This is a genomic window from Burkholderia sp. M6-3 (genome assembly GCF_050858985.1).
In the GTDB taxonomy this organism is placed as follows: domain Bacteria; phylum Pseudomonadota; class Gammaproteobacteria; order Burkholderiales; family Burkholderiaceae; genus Paraburkholderia; species Paraburkholderia caledonica.
Genome location: NZ_CP110090.1, coordinates 2,860,828 through 2,881,263 on the forward strand (window position 1 = coordinate 2,860,828; position 20,436 = coordinate 2,881,263).

The following is a 20,436-nucleotide window of genomic DNA, read 5'->3' on the forward strand; positions in this document are numbered from 1 at the left end:
GGGGCCGGCCCGTTACGCGTTATGCACGTGCGCCGAGACGGGCGGCGACCATGATCGCTTTCATCTCGCGCACCGCGTTGTCCCAGCCCGCGAAAATCGCGTGTGCGACGATCGCGTGACCGATATTCAGCTCGACGATGCCATCGATCGCCGCGATCTGCTGGACGTTCGTGTAGTGAAGGCCGTGGCCCGCGTTCACCTTGAGACCGAGCGTCGCGCCGAATTCGACCGCGCGAACCACGCGCTCGAATTCGCGTTGTTGTTCGGCTGGATCGTGCGCCTCGGCATAACGTCCGGTGTGCAGCTCGATTACCGGTGCGCCGGCTTCGTGCGCTGCACGGATCTGCGTCTCGTCTGGATCGATGAAGAGTGACACACGTGAGTTCGCGTCGGCCAGTTGCCTGCACGCGGCGCGCACGGCCTCGAACTGACCGGCGACATCCAGACCGCCTTCTGTCGTCAATTCCTGGCGCTTTTCCGGCACGAGGCAAACGTCATGCGGTTTTACTTCGCAGGCGATGTCGAGCATCTCCTGCGTGACCGCGCATTCGAGGTTCATCCGCGTCTTGAGCAGCGGGCGCAGCGCGCGCACATCGGCGTCCACGATATGGCGGCGATCTTCGCGCAGATGCAACGTGATGACGTCGGCGCCCGCTTCCTCGGCCATCAGCGCGGCGCGGATCGGGTCCGGGTACGAAGTTCCGCGCGCGTTGCGCAGCGTGGCGACGTGATCGATGTTCACGCCGAGATCGATCACATTCGGCGACGTTAGAAAGAAGCTCATAAGTTCTGCAAGTCGATCAGGATCTGGCGCGTCGCGAGCGGCGTGCCGCCAAGATAAGTGTTGAGCAGAAAGCGCATCAGCGTTTTGCTTTGCGCCACGGTCTGCGCCCGATGGTAATCGTCCTTTTCCATATCGAGCAAGGTTTGACCTGCAATCACCGGCCACTGCGCCGGCAGGTCGTCGGATGCTTCGCGGACGCCGCGCTCTGGATCGAACACATAGCGGCTGCCGGCTTCCACCGCTTTGCGCGCGACCGTGCGATCGAGCGCCATCGCGTAACCTGTTTCGCGCAGCAACACGCGCTCGAACGAACGCAGCACCTGGACCGGCGGCTCGTCGTGCGCGAGACGCGTCATGGTGACGACATAGTGATGGAACAGTTGCGGATGCGGATCTTCGCGCGCGCAGAACTTCACGAGGAGTTCGTTCACGTAGAAGCCGCACAGCAGCGCGTCGCCCGTCAAAGGAAGCATGCCGCCGACCCACTCGGCGCCGGTCAGCGTACGTACCTCACCTCTGCCGGACCACGACAGCGCGAGTGGCTGGAACGTCTGCAGCACGCCGCGCAACGCGGAGTGCGGACGCTTCGCGCCCTTAGCGACGAGCGCGAGGCGACCGTGATCGCGCGACAGCACGTCGATGATCAGACTCGTCTCACGATACGGATAACTATGCAGAACGAAGGCGGGCTGCTCGGCGATGCGGTACTCGGAAGCCGATGTGGAACCGCGTGAGGACCGGCGAGCCGGCGCCTTGCAAGGCGCGTCATCGGGGCCGGTGTCGGAGTTGCTTTTAGTGGAAGATTTGCGGCTGGCGCGAGCCGGCTTTGACGGCTCGCGCGACGGCCCGGCCGGCTCCGCGTCGTCCGGATCCGTGTCGGAATTCAGCGTGACCCACGCGTCATTCGTACCCATACGCACGAAGTCCTGCTTCGTTGTCGGCCCAACCGCTCTTCACCTTGATGAAGGTTTCCAGATAGATGGGTCCGTCGAACAGCTTCTCCATGTCGAGGCGCGCCTCGGTGCTGATCTGCTTCAGCTTCGCACCCTTCTGGCCGATGATCATGGCCTTGTGCGTGTCGCGTTCGACGAGGATCGTCGCGAAGATGCGGCGCAGGCGCCCTTCGGTTTCGAACTTGTCGATCAGCACGGTGCTCGTGTACGGCAGTTCGTCGCCGGTCCAACGGAAAACTTTCTCGCGCAGAATCTCGGCCGCGAGAAAGCGCTCGCTGCGATCGGTGAGATCGTCTTCGCCGTAAATCGGTGCGCCTTCCGGCAGATACGGCTTGACGGTGGCCATCAGGCGCTTGATGTCGTCCGGGTTTTTGGCCGACAGCGGCACGATCTCGCTGAACTGGCGCAGCGCGCTCACCTGCTGCATGAACGGAAACAGCGAGTCTTTATCCGACACACGGTCGAGCTTGTTTGCGATCAGCAACGTGGGTACGGAAGGCGGAATCAGGTCGAGCACTTTCTGGTCGTCCGGGCCGAAACGGCCGGCTTCGATAACGAACAGGATCGCATCGACGGAAGTCAGCGTAGACGTCACCGCGCGGTTCAGCGAACGGTTCAGCGCGCCGCTGTGCTTGGTCTGAAAACCGGGCGTGTCGACGAAAATGTATTGGACATCTTCGAGCGTATGGATGCCGGTGATGCGATGGCGCGTAGTCTGCGCCTTGCGCGACGTGATGCTGACTTTCTGGCCGACCAGCGCGTTCATCAGCGTGGATTTGCCAACGTTAGGGCGACCGACGATCGCGACCATGCCGCAGCGGAAACCAGTGGGAGTGGGAGCGTTCATATTGGGCTACGGCAGGTTCGGATCGACGCGCTCGGGTGGCGCACCGGGGCAATCAATGGCCCGCGTCGGCGACGCGCGTTTGTACCGCGTCGGCTACGCCAGGTTCGTTTTCGGTGGGGGCCGCAGTGTTCGTCGCGGGCGATACGGCGTCGGACGCCGGCTCGCGACTGCGGGGCGGTTTGTCTACGCCGCGGACGGCGGACTCTGCCTTTGTGTCGGTGGGCTTGGGTTCGGCCGGCTTCAGGTCTGCGGACGAGGCGTTGGCGGCTTTCGGGTCGGCGGGTTTTGACTCTACCGGCTTGGCTTCGGCCAACCGCGCTTCCGGCTTGTCCCCTGCTGATCTTTCCGTCGATTTGTCGCCAGACTGCACCGCGGCTTTGTCCGATTTCTCAGGCTTTTCCGCCCTGTCGGCTTTATCCAGCCGCTCGCCCTTATCGGCGCGTTCGACTCTTTCCGGGGCGCTGTACTCGACGTGCGCCGCGCGAATCACCGCCAGCGGCGCAGCCGCAACCACCGTCGCCAGGGCGCTGCGTTCCGCTGCGGACTCCGTTCCCGACGTTACCCGCGGTTCTCCCCTCGCCGCGCCACGCTCGCTCTTACGATCGGGGCTGCGCAGGTCGAGCGCGGTCTGAACGCCAGCCACGCCGGGGACAATCTCGAGTTCGACGTTTTTCGCCGCGCGGGCGCCCTTCGAACGCTTTGACTTGCCGACGACTGCAGGCGCGGCGGCGAGGACCTCGTCGAGCGCTTTTTTGGCCGCGGCCTGCTCAGCCGCGCGCCGACTGGCGCCCGAGCCAGAAACCTTCACGTCCAGCTTCGGCACCGTACATTCAACTTCGAACTGCTGATTGTGCGCCGCACCATGCGTCGCCACGACGGTGTACGTGGGCAAAGCGATCTTGTGACCCTGCAGATATTCCTGCAAAAGCGTCTTGGCGTCTTTGCCGAGGGTGCGCGGGTCGATGTGATCGAGGATTGGCACATACAGGCGCTTAATGACCGTCTGGGCGGCTTCGAAACCGCCGTCAAGGAACACTGCACCCAGTACCGCTTCGAGCGTGTCTGCAAGGATTGACGGCCTCCGGAAGCCGCCGCTGCGCAGTTCGCCCTCCCCGAGCCGAAGTCCTTCGGAAATATTCAGGGCCTGAGCGATTTCGTAAAGCGATTGCTGTTTAACGAGATTAGCGCGCACGCGAGACAGGTCGCCTTCGTCCAGCTTCCCGAAACGTTGGAACAAAAGCGCAGCCACCGCGCAATTCAGAACGGAATCGCCTAGAAATTCGAGCCGTTCGTTATGCGTGGAACTGTGACTGCGGTGTGTTAAAGCCTGGCGCAGCAATTCCGCATTGCGAAATTCGTAGCGCAGACGGCTTTCCAACGGAGATGAGGGCATGGGCAGAGTATAACGCGGGCGCCGGGCCGGGCGAAAACGCGGCCGGCCCGACAGGAAAAGCGTGGTGAAGCGACGTTAGAGGACTTTATGTAGCGATAACGCGCGGGCGCTCGCTGCGTCGTTCACGTGATCGCTGATCTTCGATAAGCGATCACGTTCACATTGCGTCATGCAGTCGGCGCAAAACTTACTGGAACGAGCCGATGCGCTTGAGATTGCTGAAGTTCATCCAGATGAAAAACGCGCGTCCGACAATATTTTTGTCCGGCGCAAAACCCCAATAACGGCTGTCGGCGCTGTTATCGCGGTTGTCGCCCATCATGAAGTAATTGCCCGGCGGCACTTTGCAAATCACGCCCCGCGCGTTGTATGTGCAGTTGTCGCGATACGGATAATCTTCTGCGCCGACGATAAACGGCGGCACCGCGGGATTGTTCAAAATTGCGTTCTTGCGGCCGTCGAGATTTTCCTCGAACTGTTTCGCGTAGCCAAGACGCTCCTCGTCGAGATAATCGGGCAGCGGCGTTTCAGGCACCGGCTTGCCATTGATGGTCAACTGCTTGTCCTGATACGCAACCGTGTCGCCCGGCAAGCCGATCACGCGCTTGATATAGTCGACTGACTCGTCTTTCGGATAGCGGAACACCACCACGTCGCCGCGCTGGAGCGGCCGGCCCTCTGTGATTTTCGTATTGACGATCGGCAGACGGATACCGTAATCGAATTTATTGACGAGGATGAAGTCGCCGACCAGCAGCGTTGGCACCATTGAGCCGGACGGAATCTTGAACGGCTCGACGACAAACGAGCGCACCACGAAAACCACCAGAATCACCGGGAAAAAGCTCGCGGAATATTCGAGCCACCACGGTTGGCGCAGCTTGTCGTCACGCAGACGCGCGCGCGTCTGCGCGGCGTTTTCGTCGGCGAAGCGCTCACCGATACGTGCCTGCTGACGGTCGAACTCAGCGACCGCGGCTTCCGCCGCGCGCCGCCTTTGCGGCATGAACACCAGTTTGTCTGCGACCCATGCGACGCCCGTCAAAACGACGAGCACAAAAAGAATCAGCGCAAAATTCATAGGGTTCCGTTGTTCGTCTTATTTGTCTTCGACACGCAGGATGGCGAGGAAAGCCTCTTGCGGAATCTCGACGGACCCCACTTGCTTCATTCGCTTCTTGCCTGCCTTCTGCTTTTCCAGCAGCTTTTTCTTACGTGAAATATCGCCGCCGTAGCATTTTGCCAGCACGTTCTTACGCAATGCTTTAATGTTTTCGCGCGCGATGATGTTCGAGCCGATCGTGGCCTGAATCGCAACGTCGTACATCTGGCGCGGAATCAGTTCGCGCATTTTCGCCGCGACTTCGCGGCCGCGGTACTGGCTTTGCGAACGGTGCACGATGACCGACAGCGCGTCCACCTTGTCGCCGTTGATCAGCATGTCGACCTTCACGACGTCGGACGCGCGATATTCCTTGAATTCGTAATCCATCGACGCGTAGCCGCGCGAGATCGATTTCAGCCGATCGAAGAAATCAAGCACGACCTCGCCCATCGGGATCTCGTAGGTCAACTGCACCTGACGGCCGTGATACTGCATGTTGATCTGGTTGCCGCGCTTTTGCGTACACAGCGTGATCACCGAACCGACGTAATCCTGCGGCATGTACAGGTTCACGGTGACGATCGGCTCGCGCACTTCTTCGATCTTCGAGGGCTCCGGCATCTTGGCCGGATTTTCGACCATGATGGTCGTGCCGTCGCGTTGCAGGACTTCGTACACGACGGTCGGCGCCGTGGTGATCAGGTCCATGTCGAACTCGCGTTCGAGACGTTCCTGCACGATCTCCATGTGCAGCAGACCCAGGAAGCCGCAACGGAAACCGAAACCGAGCGCCTGCGAAACTTCGGGCTCATATTGCAGCGATGCGTCGTTCAGCTTCAGCTTTTCAAGCGAGTCGCGCAGCGCGTCGTACTGGTTCGCTTCGACCGGATAGAGGCCGGCGAACACCTGCGGCTTCACTTCCTTGAAACCAGGCAACGGCTCGGCAGCAGGCGCGTTCACCAGCGTGACGGTGTCGCCCACCTTCGCCGCGGCCAATTCCTTGATACCGGCGATGATGAAACCCACCTGCCCCGCCGACAACGATTCGAGGTTCTTGGACTTCGGCGTGAACACGCCGATGTGTTCGACCGGATACTGCGCGCCGGTCGCCATCATGCGGATTTTGTCTTTCGGACGCAGTGTGCCGTTGACGATACGCACGAGCATCACGACGCCGACGTAGTTGTCGAACCACGAGTCGATGATCAGCGCCTGCAACGGCGCTTCCGGATCGCCCTTCGGCGGCGGCACTTTCGCGATCAACGCTTCGAGCACGTCTTCCACGCCCTGGCCCGTCTTGGCACTGCAATGCGTGGCGTCGGTCGCGTCGATACCGATTACGTCTTCAATCTCGGCGATCGCGTTCTCGGGATTCGCGGCCGGCAAATCGATCTTGTTGAGCACCGGAATGACGTCGACGCCGAGTTCGATTGCCGTATAGCAGTTGGCGACTGTTTGCGCCTCCACGCCCTGGCTTGCGTCGACAACCAGCAGTGCGCCTTCGCACGCGGACAACGAGCGGCTGACTTCATACGAGAAGTCGACGTGCCCCGGCGTGTCGATCATGTTCAGGTTGTAGACCTTCCCGTCGCGGGCGCGATAGGTCAGGGCCGCAGTCTGTGCCTTGATAGTGATGCCGCGCTCGCGCTCGAGGTCCATCGAGTCGAGCACCTGAGCTTCCATCTCGCGGTCGGACAAACCGCCGCAAATCTGGATGATGCGATCGGCAAGCGTCGACTTGCCATGGTCGATGTGCGCAATGATCGAGAAGTTACGAATATGATCCATTCAGTGCCGATCAAGCAAAAAAGGCGCGCTCGGACAATAGCGGAGCACGCCTTGTAAGTAGGTGAAAAACTTATCTATTTTAGCCGAAAAGGCCGACACCCGGCGCATCTTGCAGGGCCTGGATGCAGAGACCTTCGACGAAAGATGGGTTCAGGAGGCCGCAGCGGTGCGGGCAGCCAACGCTTCACGCACCCGCGATTCGTCGAGACGGTAGTGACAAAGCTCGATTCCGTCGCACAAGAGAACGGGTACCAGCTCGTTGTAGCGGGCTTCGAGCGAAGGGTCGCTGTCGACGTCGATGACTTCTACTTGCGCGCCGAACTCGGCCAGCAAGGGCCCGAGCGCGGCGCGCATGTCGTCGCACAAGTGGCACCACGCGCGCGAATAAAGCGTGAGCGGCGCCACCGTTGTCATTTCTGAGCGCTGCGCGGGCGAATCGGCACGAACTGGGTGTTCTCGCCGCGACGCACCAGCAGTGCGACCATCTTCTGCGAGTCGAGATGCGAGGTCAGTTCGTCGAACTGCTTCGCGCTCGTGATGTCCGTGTCGCCCACACGCAGGATGATGTCGCCCTTTTGCAGACCGACGCGTGCCGCCTGACCGTCCACGGCGTCGATCTGCACACCGTTGCGCAGTTTCAGCGCCTTCAGCTGATCGGCCGGGATGTCGCTGACGGCCAGGCCGAGTGCATTCGTGGCCCGCTGCTTCGGCGCCTGTGGCTTGCGCTGATCGGCCTTTGCAGTCTTGTCCGGCTGCATCTCTGCGATCGTGACCGGCAGCTCGCGGGTTTGGCCCTTGCGCCAGACCGTAATGGTCGCCTTCGTGCCCGGCTTCGTATCGCCGACCATGCGCGGCAAGTCCGTGGCCGTATCGACCGAATGACCGTTGAACTTCAGGATGATGTCGCCTGGCTGCACGCCCGCCTTGTCCGCCGGACCGCCCGGCTCCACGCTGCTGACAAGCGCTCCCTGCGACTTCGGCAGACCGAGGGAATCGGCGACGTCTTTGGTCACTTCGCCGATCGCCACCGCGATCCGGCCGCGCACCACCTTGCCCGAGGCTTTCAATTGATCGGCCACGCGCATCGCTTCGTCGATCGGAATCGCGAACGAAATGCCCATAAAGCCGCCAGTACGGCTGTAGATCTGCGAGTTGATGCCGATCACTTCGCCCTGCATGTTGATGAGCGGTCCGCCCGAATTGCCCGGGTTGACGGCTACGTCGGTCTGAATGAACGGCAGATAGTCGCCCGTGTCACGCCCTTTCGCACTGACGATGCCGGCCGTCACCGTGTTCTCGAGCCCGAACGGCGAGCCGATTGCGACCACCCACTCGCCCACGCGAACCTTGTTCGAGTCGCCGATGGTGATGGTCGGCAGATTCGCCGCGCTGATCTTCACGACCGCGACGTCGGTGCGATCGTCGACGCCGATCAGCTTCGCCTTGAATTCGCGCTTGTCGGTGAGCGTGACGTAAATGGTGTCCGCGTCGTCGATCACGTGAGCGTTGGTCATCACGTAGCCGTCCGCCGACAGGATGAAACCCGAGCCGACGCCGCTATTCTGCTCGGGATCGTTGCTGTCCGGCGTGTCCTGGCTGCCACCGCTACCGCCGCTGCCGCCGCCGTTGTCCCCGCCGCGCGGCGCGCCGGGAGATTGCGGCGACTGCGGCATCGGAATGCCGAAAAAGCGTCGGAAGAACTCCGACATGTCGCCGTCGTCCATGCCGGGCGGCAAGCCGCCGCGCGCGCCACTGTTCGTCACGCGCGTGGTCGTGCGAATGTTGACGACCGCCGGACCGACTTTGTCGACGAGGTCGGTGAAGTCGGGCAGATTGGCTGCGGAGGCCGCTGACGCCGTATGCGGTGCGAACGGCAAACATGCCGCCACCACCGCGGCCGCGAGGAATTTGCGCACCGAGAAAGTCGTCATATCGTAGGAAGCCGAGGGATTCAGGATTCGAAGGATTACTTCGGAGCCTTGTATTCTATGGCAGACGCGAATTGCTGCAACGTGGTCTGGGGCACTTCTCCGAGCAGGGTAATCCAGAAGTCGCCGCGGCGCTTGACTAGTACATGCGTAGCACCGGTACTGCCCGCGCCTTCCTTGCGCGTGTTGTTTTCAACCGGCTCGATGAACACTGAGATCGCGGCGAGACCGTCGGAGAATACGGCCTGATCAACAGGAATGGTGGGCTGGCCTGCTTCGCGCGCTGCCATTGGGCGGCGCAGCTCCCGGATCTTGCGAAAGCCCGGGACCGTCACCCCGAACTGCCAGCCTTGCGCGGCCATATCAACCGGCTCGATAGGCGGATGCACCACCGTCCAGCCAGCGGTATTGCGAATACCGTTGACAATGCCCGCCTTGTCGACGGGCACGCCAATGCGGATCTGCGAGAACGACAGTTGCTCGAGCACCTGACCGCTCGGATCGAGCGTTTGCGCGCGCAGAAGCAGGCCGGTTTTCTTGTCGGCCCACAGTTTGTAAGCGAATCGGTAGGCGTCTTTCGGATCGAGCTCGATCACCTGACTTTCGATGCCCGCAACGCGGTCGTCGCCGAGCAGTTTCGGCTCGTACACCGACAGGACCTGCTCGCCGCTTACGGCAAGCAGCGCGGGGAACGAGTCTTTGTTCTGGCGCTTTTCTACGACGCACAAATGCCGTTCCGGCACGAACGTATAGAGCTCCTCGTTATGACGAAGCATCTTGCGTGGCTTGCCGTCGAGGCTTTCGAGCTGCTCGAATTCGCCGTCTGCCTTCGTCGCATAGTGCGCGATCCGCGACGTCTGGACGAAATTGCCCCGCTGATAGACAAACGCGCCTTCATAGTTCTGCTGCTGCGCGGCCTGATGGATGCGATCCAGCAGATCGGCAGCGGTGCGGCGGGCGACGAGCGGATCATCGGTTTGTGCAAAAACCCGCGGTGTAGCGGACAACAACACGGCTGCGCAGAACAGAAATGCCGGCAGCCGCCCCCAGATAGTCGTTATATTCAACCGCGGAGTCTGCATCAAACTATTGGCCTTGCGTAGAGACTGCGGCAGCACGAATCAGCGGCATTGAGCCCGGCATGACCGGTTGCTGCGCGAACTGCTGATGAGCTTCGAGATACTGGTCGAGACCCGCGTCGCGAATGATGTTCGCGTCCTGCGCGACCGGCACGGACACCATGGCAACCTTCTGCACCGCGTCGCCGTGCGAGGAGACCGAAGCGACTTGCGTCGAACCCGGCCCGCCGGGTACGCGCTGCAGTTGCGGCACGACGATCCACGTTAGCGTAGCGGCCGCGGCGGCCACCGCGAAGGCAGGCACCACCCGGCGCCGCAGCGCAAGCAGACGGCGCGCAACCGGTATGGCTGCCGGCGCGAGCAAGTGCGGCTCGCTTTCCAGCCTGGCGGCGAATCCGCTGAGGAATGCGCTGCTAGTCGCGGAACCGACCGCAAGATCGTCGGAACGTAATGCGTCGCCGATCAGGTGATAGCTGGACCACGCGGCGCGATCTTCGCCGTCCAGCTCGGACAGAAACTTGTCCAGATTCAGATGCTCTTCGCCGAACAGCTCACCGTCGACAAAAGCGGACAGACGCTCGCCGCGCGAGCTGGCTTGCGATTGCATCGAGACCGACCCCATGATGCTCCCCATCTTACAAAGACCCCGTAGTGACACCACTAATCCAGATATTGCACCCGCGCCCCGTTCGGCGCGCTAGTGACTTACCAGCGCTTGCCTTCAGGTGTGTCAAGCAACGGACGCAATTTTGCCGCAATGGCTTCGCGAGCGCGGAAAATTCGCGATCTGACAGTGCCGATTGGGCAGCCCATCATCTCAGCGATTTCCTCGTAGCTCAAACCTTCAATTTCACGAAGAGTAATGGCGGTACGCAACTCTTCCGGTAAAACCGCCATCGCAGCATTGACCGTCTCAGCGATCTGCTTGCTCATCAACATCGACTCAGGCGTGTTGATATCCCTTAGTTGGTCGGCGTCCGAGAAAGTTTCAGCTTCTTCAGCATCTGCTTCGGTCGAAGTCGGCGCGCGCCGGCCTTGGGTCGCAAGGTAGTTCTTTGCCGTGTTGACCGCAATCCGGTACAACCACGTATAAAAAGCCGATTCCCCGCGAAATTGCGGCAACGCCCGATACGCCTTGATGAAAGCGTCTTGCGCAACGTCTTCTACTTCGGCGGGGTCGCGCACGAGGCGCGAGATCAGCCGGAGAATTTTGCGGTGGTATTTGGAGACCAGAAGCTCGAAGGCGGCCTTGTCGCCCTTCTGGACGCGCTCGACCAGCACCTGATCAATTTCTTTTTCGCTCACCTGATAAATCCGTTAACTTTGGGGCGCATGACGGGGGCACCATTGTAGCGTTCCCGTCGACGAGGCACGTTACGGAGGTCATGACGCGCGGTAACAGCGGTTACTTTCGTTACAGTCACGCGCCGGAGCGGCGCCGCCCGCGCACCGCCAATTCGCGGAAAACGGCCGTCGGCACAGTGTCGGCGGGAACAAGAAGCGTTTGACGGCGACCCTCGTCTGGCGTCACTTCGAGCACCAGCAAACGGTCGCTCCAGTGGGCACAGCCGGCGATTTCACCGTATACGAGCAGATTTCCGGCCCGGCCCCAGACAGAAATGCCCTCGCGTCCCATTCTGAACGCCACTGGCTGCGCCCGGTCGTGCCGGACCGCGCAAAGCGTCAGGAGCGCAAACACGGCAAGCGTCAACGGAACCGCCTGCCATGCGGTGAGCCACGACGCTATGCAGCTATAAACCGCGTACGACGCCGTCACCACGAAAGCAGCCAACGCAACGCGCATCGCGAAGGAACGTCGCAGCACGATTTGCTGCGACGTTCCTTCGGAGATGGCCGTATCACGGAAAAGCGCCGGCGAAGCCGGCGCCGTTGGCTGGCGCGTCACCCGTTGCGAGAGATCAGGCGCGCTTGAAGACGAGCGTACCGTTCGTGCCGCCGAACCCGAATGAGTTCTTCAGCGCGACGTCGATCTTCATCTCCCGTGCGGTGTTGGCACAGTAGTCCAGGTCGCACTCGGGGTCCTGGTTGAAGATGTTGATCGTAGGCGGAGACACCTGATGGTGAACAGCCAGCACGGTGAACACCGACTCAAGACCGCCGGCGCCGCCGAGCAGGTGACCCGTCATCGACTTGGTCGAATTCACGACGATGTCTTTGGCATGGTCGCCGAACGCGCGCTTGATGCCGGTCGTCTCAGCCAGATCGCCGAGCGGCGTGGAGGTGCCGTGCGCGTTCAGGTAGTTGACCTGATCGGCGTTGATGCCCGCGTTCTTCATGGCCGCAAGCATGCAGCGGCGCGCGCCGTCACCGTCTTCGAGCGGTGCGGTCATGTGATAGGCGTCGCCGCTCATCCCATAGCCGCCGACTTCGGCGTAAATCTTCGCGCCGCGAGCCTTCGCGTGTTCGTACTCTTCGAGCACCATTACGCCGGCGCCTTCGCCAAGCACGAAACCGTCGCGATCCTTGTCCCACGGACGGCTTGCCGTCGCCGGATCGTCATTGCGTTGCGACAGCGCGCGAGCCGCCGCAAAGCCGCCGATACCGAGCGGTGACACGGTCGATTCCGCACCGCCCGCAATCATCACGTCTGCGTCGCCGTATTCGATCAGGCGCGAAGCCTCGCCGATACAGTGCAAACCCGTTGTGCACGCGGTGACGATGGCGAGATTCGGACCCTTGATGCCGAACTTGATCGACAGGTGCCCGGAGATCATGTTGATGATCGACGCCGGCACGAAGAACGGCGAAATGCGACGCGGGCCGCGATTCAGCAGTTCGGTCTGCGTGACTTCGATCATCGGCAGACCGCCGATGCCCGAGCCGACCACGACGCCGATACGCTCCGAATTCTCGTCTGTGACTTCCAGGCCGCTGTCCTGCATCGCCTGGATGCCGGCAGCCACGCCGTAATGGATAAACGTATCCATGTGGCGCGCTTCCTTACCGGGGATGTAATCCTCGATATTGAAGCCCTTCACCTCGCCGGCGAAACGAGTCGAGAAGTTCGACGCATCGAACTTCGTGATATTGGCAATACCCGACTTGCCGGCGACCAGATTGGCCCAGCCGTCGGCAACATTATTGCCAACAGGCGAAATCAGCCCCAGGCCTGTAACAACAACACGACGGCGGCTCACGGTAACCCCTTTTTCATAGATGACAAAAACAAAAGCCACAGCGGCCACAGGAACCTGACCTGTGTACCCTGTGGCTGTTAAGTCGGCAATCGCGCTGAAGAATGCGCTGTCAACATCGCTGGCTCCTGCACGGCACACCTCGCGGGAAAAAATGGCGACCCCGCTGGCGTCGGCAACCGACACGGCAGGGCGTCATACGCCGCTAACGCATAAACGCAGGCGCGAATGACCTTAGGCCTTGACGTTTGCGCGAGCGTAATCGATCGCTTGCTGAACGGTGGTGATCTTCTCGGCTTCTTCATCCGGAATTTCCATGCCGAATTCGTCTTCGAGGGCCATCACGAGTTCAACCGTGTCCAGCGAGTCGGCGCCGAGGTCGTTCACGAACGAAGCTTCGTTCTTGATTTCAGCTTCGGCCACGCCCAGTTGTTCTGCGACGATCTTCTTGACGCGCTGTTCGATATTGTCCATTACCCCTCCAAGGGAAAGAAGTTCAAAAATACAGGTGCGCGCATTTTATCAGGTTTGACCCGGCAAAAAAGCGGCGCATCAGGTTGCTGTCAAGGCATGCGCCTTACGCATTTGCAAACGCATCAAGGCGCGGATAGTAACCGAATTCGGTTACGACATGTACATTCCGCCGTTCACATGCATCGTCGTGCCGGTGATGTAGCCTGCTTGCGGCGACGCGAGGAATGCGACGGCGTGTGCGATATCTTCCGGGCTGCCGAGACGGCCCAGCGGAATCTGCGTTTTCAGCGCCGTTTGCTGCTCTTCCGGCAACGTGCGCGTCATGTCTGTATCGATGAAACCGGGCGCCACGCAATTCACGGTAATGCCACGGCTGCCGATCTCGCGTGCAAGCGCGCGAGTCATGCCGGCAACGCCCGCTTTCGCCGCGGCGTAGTTGATCTGTCCAGGGTTGCCCGCCGAACCGACCACCGACGTAATGTTGATGATGCGGCCGCCCTTCGCCTTCATCATTGGACGCAGCACCGCGCGCGAGAGACGGAACACCGACTTCAGATTGGTGTCGATCACCGCATCCCAGTCGTCGTCCTTCATACGCATGGCCAGTTGGTCCTGCGTGATGCCGGCGTTGTTCACGAGCACATGCAGCGCGCCGAATTCCTTCACCATGCCTTCGATCAGCGCTTCGGCAGCAGCCGCGTCGTTCACGTCGAGCACCGCGCCGCGCCCGCTCACGCCGGCCGCGTTAAACGCTTCGCTGATTGCCGCCGCGCCGCTTTCGCTGGTCGCCGTGCCGATCACCGTTGCGCCCTGGCGCGCGAGTTCCATAGCGATGGCGCGGCCGATGCCGCGCGAGGCGCCCGTTACGATTGCGATCTGCTTATCGAGATTCTTTTCCATCTGTCGGTCCGAATGCCCTTCGGAGGGCTGATTGATTGCTGATGCCTTGTTGCTGTCTTCGCGATGCAGCGCTCAGCCTGCCGTAACGAGCTTGAGCGTTTCTTCCAGCGAAGCGGGATCGAACACGGACGCGCCGACCAGATTGCCGTCGATACGCTTCGTGAGGCCCGCAAGGACCTTGCCCGGCCCGCATTCGACGACGTGCGTGACACCTTGAGCCGCCATGGCCTGAATGCATTCGACCCAGCGCACCGCGCCGGCCGCCTGGCGCACCAATGCATCTTTGATCTGCGCCGGCTCATTCACGATCGCGACGTCGACATTGTTGATGACCGGAATCGACGGCACCTGAACGTTGACGCTCGCCAGATACTCGCGCAATTGATCCGACGCGGGCTTCAGCAGCGACGAATGGAACGGCGCCGATACCGGCAGCGGCAGCGCGCGCTTTGCGCCCTTCGCCTTCGCCACTTCACAGGCCTTTTCGACCGCAGCCTTATGGCCCGCGATCACGACCTGGGCGGGCGCGTTGAAATTGACCGCTTCGACGACACCCGTGGCCGCCGCTTCGGCGCAAACAGCGCGCACGGTGTCGTCGTCCAGACCGAGGATCGCCGCCATGCCGCCTTCGCCGACGGGCACCGCCGTTTGCATCGCCTGCGCGCGGAAACGCACGAGCGGCACGGCATCGCGAAACGCGATCGCGCCAGCCGCGACGAGCGCCGTGTATTCGCCGAGACTATGACCCGCGACGATTGCCGGCGCGGGGCCGCCCGCCTGCTGCCAAGCGCGATAAATCGCGTAGGCCGCGGTCAGCATGACCGGCTGCGTGTTCGTAGTGAGATTCAGATCTTCGGCCGGGCCCTCGGCGATCAGCTTGCCGACGTCCTGATTGAGCGCGTCGGACGCTTCCTGAACTGTCTCGCGCACAACCGCATGGTCGGCAAATGCATTGAGCATGCCGACCGATTGCGAACCCTGTCCGGGAAAAACGAACGCAAATTTCATATCGTCCCCAAAATCGATTTAGTCAGATGTGAGGTGCGTGCGCCTCAGAAGCACGCGACGCGTGGGCGCATGAGAGCGCCGCCCGAAGTCGGCCCGCTTAGTAGCGAATGACCGACGCGCCCCACGTGAAGCCGCCGCCGACGCCTTCGATCAGCACGTTCTGGCCGCGCTTGATGCGACCGTCGCGGACAGCGACGTCGAGCGCAAGCGGAATGGACGCAGCCGACGTATTGCCGTGCTCGCCCACTGTGACGACCATGCGTTCCTGCGGCAAACCAAGCTTGCGGCAAGTGCTCTGCATGATGCGAATGTTGGCCTGATGCGGAATCAGCCAGTCGATCTGATCGGCGGAAAGATTCGCTTTTTCGAGTGCCTCGACCGCGACCTTTTCAAGCACGTTCACGGCCAGCTTGAATACCGCCTGCCCGTCCATATGCAGGAACGCGCTACCGGCGATCACACCGCCGTTCACGTTACCCGGCGTGCACAGAATGTTCGAATGACTGCCGTCTGCGTGCAATGCGCTCGCAAGCACGCCCGGCTCGTCCGACGCCTGCAGGATCACCGCGCCGGCGCCGTCGCCGAACAGCACGCATGTGGTGCGGTCATTGAAATCGAGAATGCGCGAGAACGTCTCGGCGCCGACGACGAGCGCCGTGCGATGCTGGCCGCCGCGAATCAGACTGTCGGCCATAGCCACCGCGTAAGCGAAGCCGGAGCAGACGGCCTGCACGTCGAACGCCGCGCCGTGATTCTTGATGCCGAGCTTGTTTTGCAACAGGCACGCCGTGCTCGGAAACACGAAGTCCGGCGTGGAAGTGGCAACAATGATCAGATCGATGGATTGCGGGTCGATGTCCGCCGCTTCGATCGCACGCAGCGACGCGAACTGCGCGAGGTCGCTGGTCGTGACATCAGGATCCGCGAAGTGACGTGCATGGATGCCCGTGCGGGCCACGATCCACTCGTCGCTCGTTTCGACGCCTTGCTTCGCCAGACGCTCAGCGAGGTCCTGATTGGTGACGCGCGCGGGCGGCAGATAGCTGCCGGTACCGAGGACGCGGGAATAAATTGTCGATTGAGACATTATGCCTTCGAGGATTGCGCAGCGTAGGGCTCGGCCGGCTGGCCTGCGATGGGGCTTGCGTGACCCGCACCGCTTGCGTCGCGCGCCGCCTGTTCAAGAGAACCCGCGTTCTCTTCCATCGCTTGCGCCAGGCGCTCCAGCACGCCGTTTTTGACGGCATCATACCCGCGTTTGATAGCCCACTCAAACGCGTAGGCATCTGCGGAACCGTGGCTTTTGATCACCAGCCCACGCAGACCGAGCAGCGCAGCACCATTATATTGCCGATGATCGACGCGTTTCTTGAAGCGCATCAACACGGGCAGCGCGAGCACCGCCATCACTTTGGTGAGCCACGAACGCCCGAACTCTTCCTTGATGATGTTCGACAGCATTTGCGCGAGACCTTCGGAGGTCTTGAGCGCCACGTTGCCGACGAAACCATCGCACACGATCACGTCGACCGTGCCCTTGAAGATGTCGTTGCCTTCTACATTGCCGTGGAAGTTGAGTGTACTCGCCCGCAGCAACTCCCCGGCACGCTTGATCGTGTCATTACCCTTGATGACTTCTTCGCCGATATTCAGGAGACCAATGGTGGGCCGCTCGCGGCCTTCCAGCGCCGACACGAGCGCGTGCCCCATCTCCGCGAATTGCAGCAGATGCTGAGGTTCGCAGTCGACGTTGGCGCCCAGGTCGAGCATCATGGTGTAGCCGTTCGGGTTCGGCAATGCAGACGCAATTGCCGGGCGCTCGATTCCCGACAGCGTTTTCAGCACATAACGCGAAACGGCCATTAGTGCGCCGGTGTTGCCGGCGGAAATGCAGGCTTGGGCCTCGCCTTCCTTGACGCGATTCAGCGCGACGCGCATGGATGAATCTTTTTTCTTGCGCAGCGCGACTTCAACCGGGTCGTCCATTGCAACGATCTCGGAAGCGGATACGACCGTCAGCGCCGGCAGGTCCTGAGCCTTCAACTTCTTCAGCTGCGCACGAATCGCAGCTTCAATGCCGACGAGCAGCAATTGCGCGTCGGGATGCGAACGAACGAAGTTGACGGCAGCGGAAACGGTCACGGACGGGCCGTGGTCGCCTCCCATGCAATCTATCGTGAGCTTTACTGTCATGGAGTGCGGCGAATTTCAGGCGCTCTGCATGAGATCGCAGTAAGCGCTGAAGCTGCAACTGCGATCGACACAAAAAAGCGGCAAATGAATGCCGCCTTTTTGTCGAGCCGGGAAAATGTCAAGCGAGCTGATCGCCACGCGAAACGCCAGTTGGCGCAACGCAGTGAAACGATTAGTCGTTCTTCGTCTTGACGACTTTCTTACCGCGATAGTAGCCGTTCGGGCTAACGTGGTGACGCAGATGCACTTCGCCCGTGCTCGGTTCCACGGCCAGCGGCGCAGCCGTCAGGAAATCGTGCGAACGGTGCATGCCGCGCTTCGACGGCGACTTCTTATTTTGTTGAACTGCCATGACTAACTCCTAAAAATTTTCCGAATTCTAACACAGCCCGACCCGGTGTCCGCCATTGGCCGAATGGCCAATGCGCCCGTATCGCGCTCCCATGCAACTGTTCAATGCTTCTTGTCGCCCGGCTCGCCGCGCTTGAGACTTTCGAGCGCCGCGAATGGATTCGGCCGCTCGGGCTCATCGCCCTCACCTGCTTCGTCCAACGCGGCTTCATCACCTTCGCCTTCGGCACCGGCCACACCCGAGACGAGACTTTCGTGCACCTCGGGACAGACCTCATGCTTAGGCACGAGCGGCAAAGAAAGCAGCAACTCTTCTTCGATCAAGTCGATGAGATCGAACTGGCGCGAGCCCACGATCACTTCGACTTCATCCTCGTCGAGCGGAAACTCTTCGGCTTCCGCCTCGGTGTTGACCATCCGATAAGTTGCGTCGACGTTGAACGCCTGCGAATACGGGGTCATGCATCGCTGACATTCGAGCCATGCAGCGCCGTGGATCGCCAACCTCAGATAAGGTTGAGGGCCCTCGGTGCCATCGTCCTGCAATTCCGGCTGCGTCGCCCCTTCGGCTTGCCACGTGAACGCGGTGTCGCGCTCTGGCGCTTCTGCCGGGACTTCGTTTAACATGCGCGGCAGTTGCGAGACGCGCACGACACCCGCGGCCTGCCGCCCACTTCGCGCAAATTCGAATAGATCGAGCTCATGCGGGTCGGACAGACCTGCAGGTTTGCCAGGATATTGAGTCATGTGCGCTCCTGCGTCGGCAATGATTTCGCCGGTTGCTTTCGCCGGCTAATTTCGCCGGTTAAACACCGGCAACTCACGGGTCAATCAAGGGTAAATCCGGGGTGAATCAGTCCGCGAGAGGGCCCGCGAAACTTGAGCGATGTACGATTTGTTGCCGCTACACTGCATGACCGCAGCGACACCGCAGCCCTGCTTGCAGCTACCTTTCCGGCTCTCACCGCGTCACGCCCGGCGAGCCACGCCTGACGCAAGCATACCGATGAAAAGCCCAAAATCATATCCGCTTTGTCTTTTCGAGTCAAACACTTAAGCTCGTACCAGCGCGACCTCCGCGCAACGTCGTACGCCCCGCCCTTTTAGCCGTTGATCGCCCATGCCAGACTCCCCACAAAGCCCGCCACGCGTCATTCTGGCGTCCAGTTCGCCCTATCGCCGCGAGTTGCTTGAACGCCTTCGCATTCCATTCGACGTTGCGGTGCCCGCGATCGACGAAACCGCGCACGCCGGCGAAGCGCCCGACGCCACCGCTTTGCGGCTCGCCGAGGCGAAGGCTCGAGCGGTGGCCAACGCGCTTCCCGCCGACGAAGCCGTCCTCGTAATCGGCTCCGACCAGGTTGCCACTTACGACGGCCTGCAAATCGGCAAGCCGGGGACCCACGACAAGGCGCTCGCACAATTGCAAGCGATGCGCGGCCGCGAGGTGCTGTTTCATAGTGCACTGTGTCTGTTCGACAGCCGCTCGCAAGCCGCCCAGAGCGTGGACGTGATCACCCGCGTGCGATTCCGCCAACTGCCGGACGCAACGCTCGAAGCCTATCTTCTGGCCGAAACGCCGTACGACGTAGCCGGGAGCGCCAAGTCCGAAGGGCTCGGCATTGCGCTGCTCGAAGCCATCCATTCCGACGATCCGACTGCACTGGTGGGCCTACCACTGATTGCACTGTCGGACATGCTGCTGACGGCGGGTTATCCGTTATTGGGGGCGCAATGAGCGGTACGCTCTATCTGATTCCGAACACGCTAGGCGAAGGCGACGCCGACGCTCTGGACGCCGTCCTGCCGGCCCCGGTGCGGGCCCGCGCCGCGGCGCTTCGGTACTACATCGGCGAAAACGCTAAGACCACACGAGCATTTCTCAAGAAAGTCGGCACCGAGCGGCCCATTCAGGAAATCGAGATCCGCGAACTGAACGTCAACACGCCCGCCGGCGAGATCGACAAACTGCTTGCGCCGGTTCTGGCCGGCACGGACGCCGGGCTCGTGTCCGAAGCGGGTTGCCCCGCGGTAGCGGATCCGGGCGCGTTGCTGGTGCGACGGGCGCATGAACGCGGAGTCAAGGTCGTGCCGTTCGTAGGGCCGAGCTCGATCCTGCTTGCGCTGATGGCTTCCGGGCTCAACGGACAGAGTTTTGCTTTCCACGGCTATTTGCCGGTCGACGCGGCCGAGCGGGCCAAACGTCTGCGCGATCTCGAACTGACATCGCGCAAGGGCAAGCAGACGCAGATCTTCATTGAAACGCCGTATCGCAACCGCGCACTGCTGGATACCCTGCTGGCAACCTGCGCCCCGTCGACACTTGTTTGTGTCGCCGTGGATCTGACGCTGCAAACGGAAACGATCTGCAGCCACACGGTGGCCGACTGGAAGAAGAAGCCGGCACTCGATCTGCATAAGCGGCCGGCGATTTTTCTGATATTGGCCGCTTGAACGAAACGGCCTCCCAGCGACCGC

22 protein-coding genes are annotated in these 20,436 nt (G+C 61.4%); 2 read left to right on the plus strand and 20 right to left on the minus strand.

Annotated features, from left to right (window positions below; genetic code table 11):
* Nucleotides 1-19 precede the first annotated feature (19 nt).
* From pdxJ to OH764_RS12345, 20 genes are all read right to left on the minus strand, one after another.
* On the minus strand, nucleotides 20-784 hold the full coding sequence (gene pdxJ, locus OH764_RS12250; protein ID WP_498846983.1) for a pyridoxine 5'-phosphate synthase: 765 nt from the start codon (nucleotides 782-784) through the stop codon (nucleotides 20-22).
* Complete coding sequence (gene recO, locus OH764_RS12255; RefSeq protein ID WP_498846984.1) at nucleotides 781-1,698, minus strand: DNA repair protein RecO; 918 nt, start codon at nucleotides 1,696-1,698, stop codon at nucleotides 781-783. The genes pdxJ and recO overlap by 4 nt, the downstream gene beginning before the upstream one ends.
* Complete coding sequence (gene era / locus OH764_RS12260) at nucleotides 1,685-2,584, minus strand: GTPase Era (protein WP_027804855.1); 900 nt, start codon at nucleotides 2,582-2,584, stop codon at nucleotides 1,685-1,687. The genes recO and era overlap by 14 nt, the downstream gene beginning before the upstream one ends.
* 52 nt (nucleotides 2,585-2,636) lie before the next feature.
* The gene (gene rnc, locus OH764_RS12265) at nucleotides 2,637-3,977 is read right to left on the minus strand and encodes a ribonuclease III family protein (protein ID WP_498846985.1); all 1,341 of its coding nucleotides are present in this window, start codon (nucleotides 3,975-3,977) and stop codon (nucleotides 2,637-2,639) included.
* 187 nt (nucleotides 3,978-4,164) lie between these two features.
* Nucleotides 4,165-5,058 carry a signal peptidase I gene (gene lepB, locus OH764_RS12270; protein WP_020069395.1) on the minus strand — a complete coding sequence of 298 codons (894 nt, stop codon included), beginning with the start codon at nucleotides 5,056-5,058 and terminating at the stop codon, nucleotides 4,165-4,167.
* Between the two features lie 18 nt (nucleotides 5,059-5,076).
* A complete protein-coding gene (gene lepA / locus OH764_RS12275) occupies nucleotides 5,077-6,870 on the minus strand; it encodes a translation elongation factor 4 (protein WP_020069394.1) in 1,794 nt (597 codons plus the stop codon).
* 150 nt (nucleotides 6,871-7,020) lie between these two features.
* Nucleotides 7,021-7,284, minus strand: coding sequence for a glutaredoxin family protein (locus OH764_RS12280; RefSeq protein WP_498846986.1), 264 nt, complete (start codon nucleotides 7,282-7,284; stop codon nucleotides 7,021-7,023).
* Nucleotides 7,281-8,801, minus strand: coding sequence for a DegQ family serine endoprotease (locus OH764_RS12285; protein ID WP_498846987.1), 1,521 nt, complete (start codon nucleotides 8,799-8,801; stop codon nucleotides 7,281-7,283). Before OH764_RS12285 ends, OH764_RS12280 begins: the two co-directional genes overlap by 4 nt.
* A gap of 35 nt (nucleotides 8,802-8,836) precedes the next feature.
* Complete coding sequence (locus OH764_RS12290) at nucleotides 8,837-9,880, minus strand: MucB/RseB C-terminal domain-containing protein (RefSeq protein WP_020069391.1); 1,044 nt, start codon at nucleotides 9,878-9,880, stop codon at nucleotides 8,837-8,839.
* Between the two features lie 4 nt (nucleotides 9,881-9,884).
* A complete protein-coding gene (locus OH764_RS12295; RefSeq protein ID WP_498846988.1) occupies nucleotides 9,885-10,499 on the minus strand; it encodes a sigma-E factor negative regulatory protein in 615 nt (204 codons plus the stop codon).
* 83 nt (nucleotides 10,500-10,582) lie between these two features.
* Nucleotides 10,583-11,182 carry an RNA polymerase sigma factor RpoE gene (gene rpoE / locus OH764_RS12300; RefSeq protein ID WP_006051939.1) on the minus strand — a complete coding sequence of 200 codons (600 nt, stop codon included), beginning with the start codon at nucleotides 11,180-11,182 and terminating at the stop codon, nucleotides 10,583-10,585.
* Between the two features lie 115 nt (nucleotides 11,183-11,297).
* The gene (locus OH764_RS12305; protein ID WP_498848813.1) at nucleotides 11,298-11,681 is read right to left on the minus strand and encodes a protein YgfX; all 384 of its coding nucleotides are present in this window, start codon (nucleotides 11,679-11,681) and stop codon (nucleotides 11,298-11,300) included.
* Nucleotides 11,682-11,796: 115 nt separating this feature from the next.
* Complete coding sequence (gene fabF / locus OH764_RS12310) at nucleotides 11,797-13,035, minus strand: beta-ketoacyl-ACP synthase II (RefSeq protein ID WP_020069388.1); 1,239 nt, start codon at nucleotides 13,033-13,035, stop codon at nucleotides 11,797-11,799.
* Nucleotides 13,036-13,266: 231 nt separating this feature from the next.
* Nucleotides 13,267-13,506 carry an acyl carrier protein gene (acpP, locus tag OH764_RS12315; RefSeq protein WP_004197638.1) on the minus strand — a complete coding sequence of 80 codons (240 nt, stop codon included), beginning with the start codon at nucleotides 13,504-13,506 and terminating at the stop codon, nucleotides 13,267-13,269.
* Nucleotides 13,507-13,656: 150 nt separating this feature from the next.
* A complete protein-coding gene (gene fabG / locus OH764_RS12320) occupies nucleotides 13,657-14,406 on the minus strand; it encodes a beta-ketoacyl-ACP reductase (RefSeq protein WP_498846989.1) in 750 nt (249 codons plus the stop codon).
* Between the two features lie 72 nt (nucleotides 14,407-14,478).
* Complete coding sequence (gene fabD / locus OH764_RS12325; protein ID WP_498846990.1) at nucleotides 14,479-15,414, minus strand: ACP S-malonyltransferase; 936 nt, start codon at nucleotides 15,412-15,414, stop codon at nucleotides 14,479-14,481.
* Nucleotides 15,415-15,511: 97 nt separating this feature from the next.
* The gene (locus OH764_RS12330; protein ID WP_498846991.1) at nucleotides 15,512-16,501 is read right to left on the minus strand and encodes a beta-ketoacyl-ACP synthase III; all 990 of its coding nucleotides are present in this window, start codon (nucleotides 16,499-16,501) and stop codon (nucleotides 15,512-15,514) included.
* Nucleotides 16,501-17,607 carry a phosphate acyltransferase gene (gene plsX, locus OH764_RS12335; RefSeq protein ID WP_498846992.1) on the minus strand — a complete coding sequence of 369 codons (1,107 nt, stop codon included), beginning with the start codon at nucleotides 17,605-17,607 and terminating at the stop codon, nucleotides 16,501-16,503. The genes OH764_RS12330 and plsX overlap by 1 nt, the downstream gene beginning before the upstream one ends.
* Nucleotides 17,608-17,779: 172 nt before the next feature.
* Nucleotides 17,780-17,959 carry a 50S ribosomal protein L32 gene (rpmF, locus tag OH764_RS12340; protein ID WP_006051932.1) on the minus strand — a complete coding sequence of 60 codons (180 nt, stop codon included), beginning with the start codon at nucleotides 17,957-17,959 and terminating at the stop codon, nucleotides 17,780-17,782.
* Nucleotides 17,960-18,060: 101 nt separating this feature from the next.
* On the minus strand, nucleotides 18,061-18,705 hold the full coding sequence (locus tag OH764_RS12345) for a DUF177 domain-containing protein (RefSeq protein ID WP_498846993.1): 645 nt from the start codon (nucleotides 18,703-18,705) through the stop codon (nucleotides 18,061-18,063).
* A gap of 373 nt (nucleotides 18,706-19,078) precedes the next feature.
* Here OH764_RS12345 and OH764_RS12350 point away from each other — a divergent pair, with 373 nt between their 5' ends.
* Both OH764_RS12350 and OH764_RS12355 read left to right on the plus strand, forming a co-directional pair.
* Nucleotides 19,079-19,696: a Maf-like protein gene (locus OH764_RS12350; RefSeq protein ID WP_498846994.1), complete on the plus strand. Its 618-nt coding sequence runs from the start codon at nucleotides 19,079-19,081 to the stop codon at nucleotides 19,694-19,696.
* Nucleotides 19,693-20,412 (plus strand): SAM-dependent methyltransferase, encoded by a 720-nt coding sequence (locus tag OH764_RS12355; protein WP_498846995.1) that lies wholly within the window; start codon nucleotides 19,693-19,695, stop codon nucleotides 20,410-20,412. The genes OH764_RS12350 and OH764_RS12355 overlap by 4 nt, the downstream gene beginning before the upstream one ends.
* Nucleotides 20,413-20,436 lie beyond the last annotated feature (24 nt).

Excerpts from the sequence above, each read along its gene's own strand:
- pdxJ (WP_498846983.1), bottom strand. The coding sequence starts at position 784 with ATGAGCTTCTTTCTAACGTCGCCGAATGTGATCGATCTCGGCGTGAAC.
- recO (WP_498846984.1), bottom strand. The coding sequence starts at position 1,698 with ATGGGTACGAATGACGCGTGGGTCACGCTGAATTCCGACACGGATCCG.
- era (WP_027804855.1), bottom strand. The coding sequence starts at position 2,584 with ATGAACGCTCCCACTCCCACTGGTTTCCGCTGCGGCATGGTCGCGATC.
- rnc (WP_498846985.1), bottom strand. The coding sequence starts at position 3,977 with ATGCCCTCATCTCCGTTGGAAAGCCGTCTGCGCTACGAATTTCGCAAT.
- lepB (WP_020069395.1), bottom strand. The coding sequence starts at position 5,058 with ATGAATTTTGCGCTGATTCTTTTTGTGCTCGTCGTTTTGACGGGCGTC.
- lepA (WP_020069394.1), bottom strand. The coding sequence starts at position 6,870 with ATGGATCATATTCGTAACTTCTCGATCATTGCGCACATCGACCATGGC.
- OH764_RS12280 (WP_498846986.1), bottom strand. The coding sequence starts at position 7,284 with ATGACAACGGTGGCGCCGCTCACGCTTTATTCGCGCGCGTGGTGCCAC.
- OH764_RS12285 (WP_498846987.1), bottom strand. The coding sequence starts at position 8,801 with ATGACGACTTTCTCGGTGCGCAAATTCCTCGCGGCCGCGGTGGTGGCG.
- OH764_RS12290 (WP_020069391.1), bottom strand. The coding sequence starts at position 9,880 with ATGCAGACTCCGCGGTTGAATATAACGACTATCTGGGGGCGGCTGCCG.
- OH764_RS12295 (WP_498846988.1), bottom strand. The coding sequence starts at position 10,499 with ATGGGGTCGGTCTCGATGCAATCGCAAGCCAGCTCGCGCGGCGAGCGT.
- OH764_RS12305 (WP_498848813.1), bottom strand. The coding sequence starts at position 11,681 with ATGCGCGTTGCGTTGGCTGCTTTCGTGGTGACGGCGTCGTACGCGGTT.
- acpP (WP_004197638.1), bottom strand. The coding sequence starts at position 13,506 with ATGGACAATATCGAACAGCGCGTCAAGAAGATCGTCGCAGAACAACTG.
- fabG (WP_498846989.1), bottom strand. The coding sequence starts at position 14,406 with ATGGAAAAGAATCTCGATAAGCAGATCGCAATCGTAACGGGCGCCTCG.
- fabD (WP_498846990.1), bottom strand. The coding sequence starts at position 15,414 with ATGAAATTTGCGTTCGTTTTTCCCGGACAGGGTTCGCAATCGGTCGGC.
- OH764_RS12330 (WP_498846991.1), bottom strand. The coding sequence starts at position 16,501 with ATGTCTCAATCGACAATTTATTCCCGCGTCCTCGGTACCGGCAGCTAT.
- plsX (WP_498846992.1), bottom strand. The coding sequence starts at position 17,607 with ATGACAGTAAAGCTCACGATAGATTGCATGGGAGGCGACCACGGCCCG.
- rpmF (WP_006051932.1), bottom strand. The coding sequence starts at position 17,959 with ATGGCAGTTCAACAAAATAAGAAGTCGCCGTCGAAGCGCGGCATGCAC.
- OH764_RS12345 (WP_498846993.1), bottom strand. The coding sequence starts at position 18,705 with ATGACTCAATATCCTGGCAAACCTGCAGGTCTGTCCGACCCGCATGAG.
- OH764_RS12350 (WP_498846994.1), top strand. The coding sequence starts at position 19,079 with ATGCCAGACTCCCCACAAAGCCCGCCACGCGTCATTCTGGCGTCCAGT.
- OH764_RS12355 (WP_498846995.1), top strand. The coding sequence starts at position 19,693 with ATGAGCGGTACGCTCTATCTGATTCCGAACACGCTAGGCGAAGGCGAC.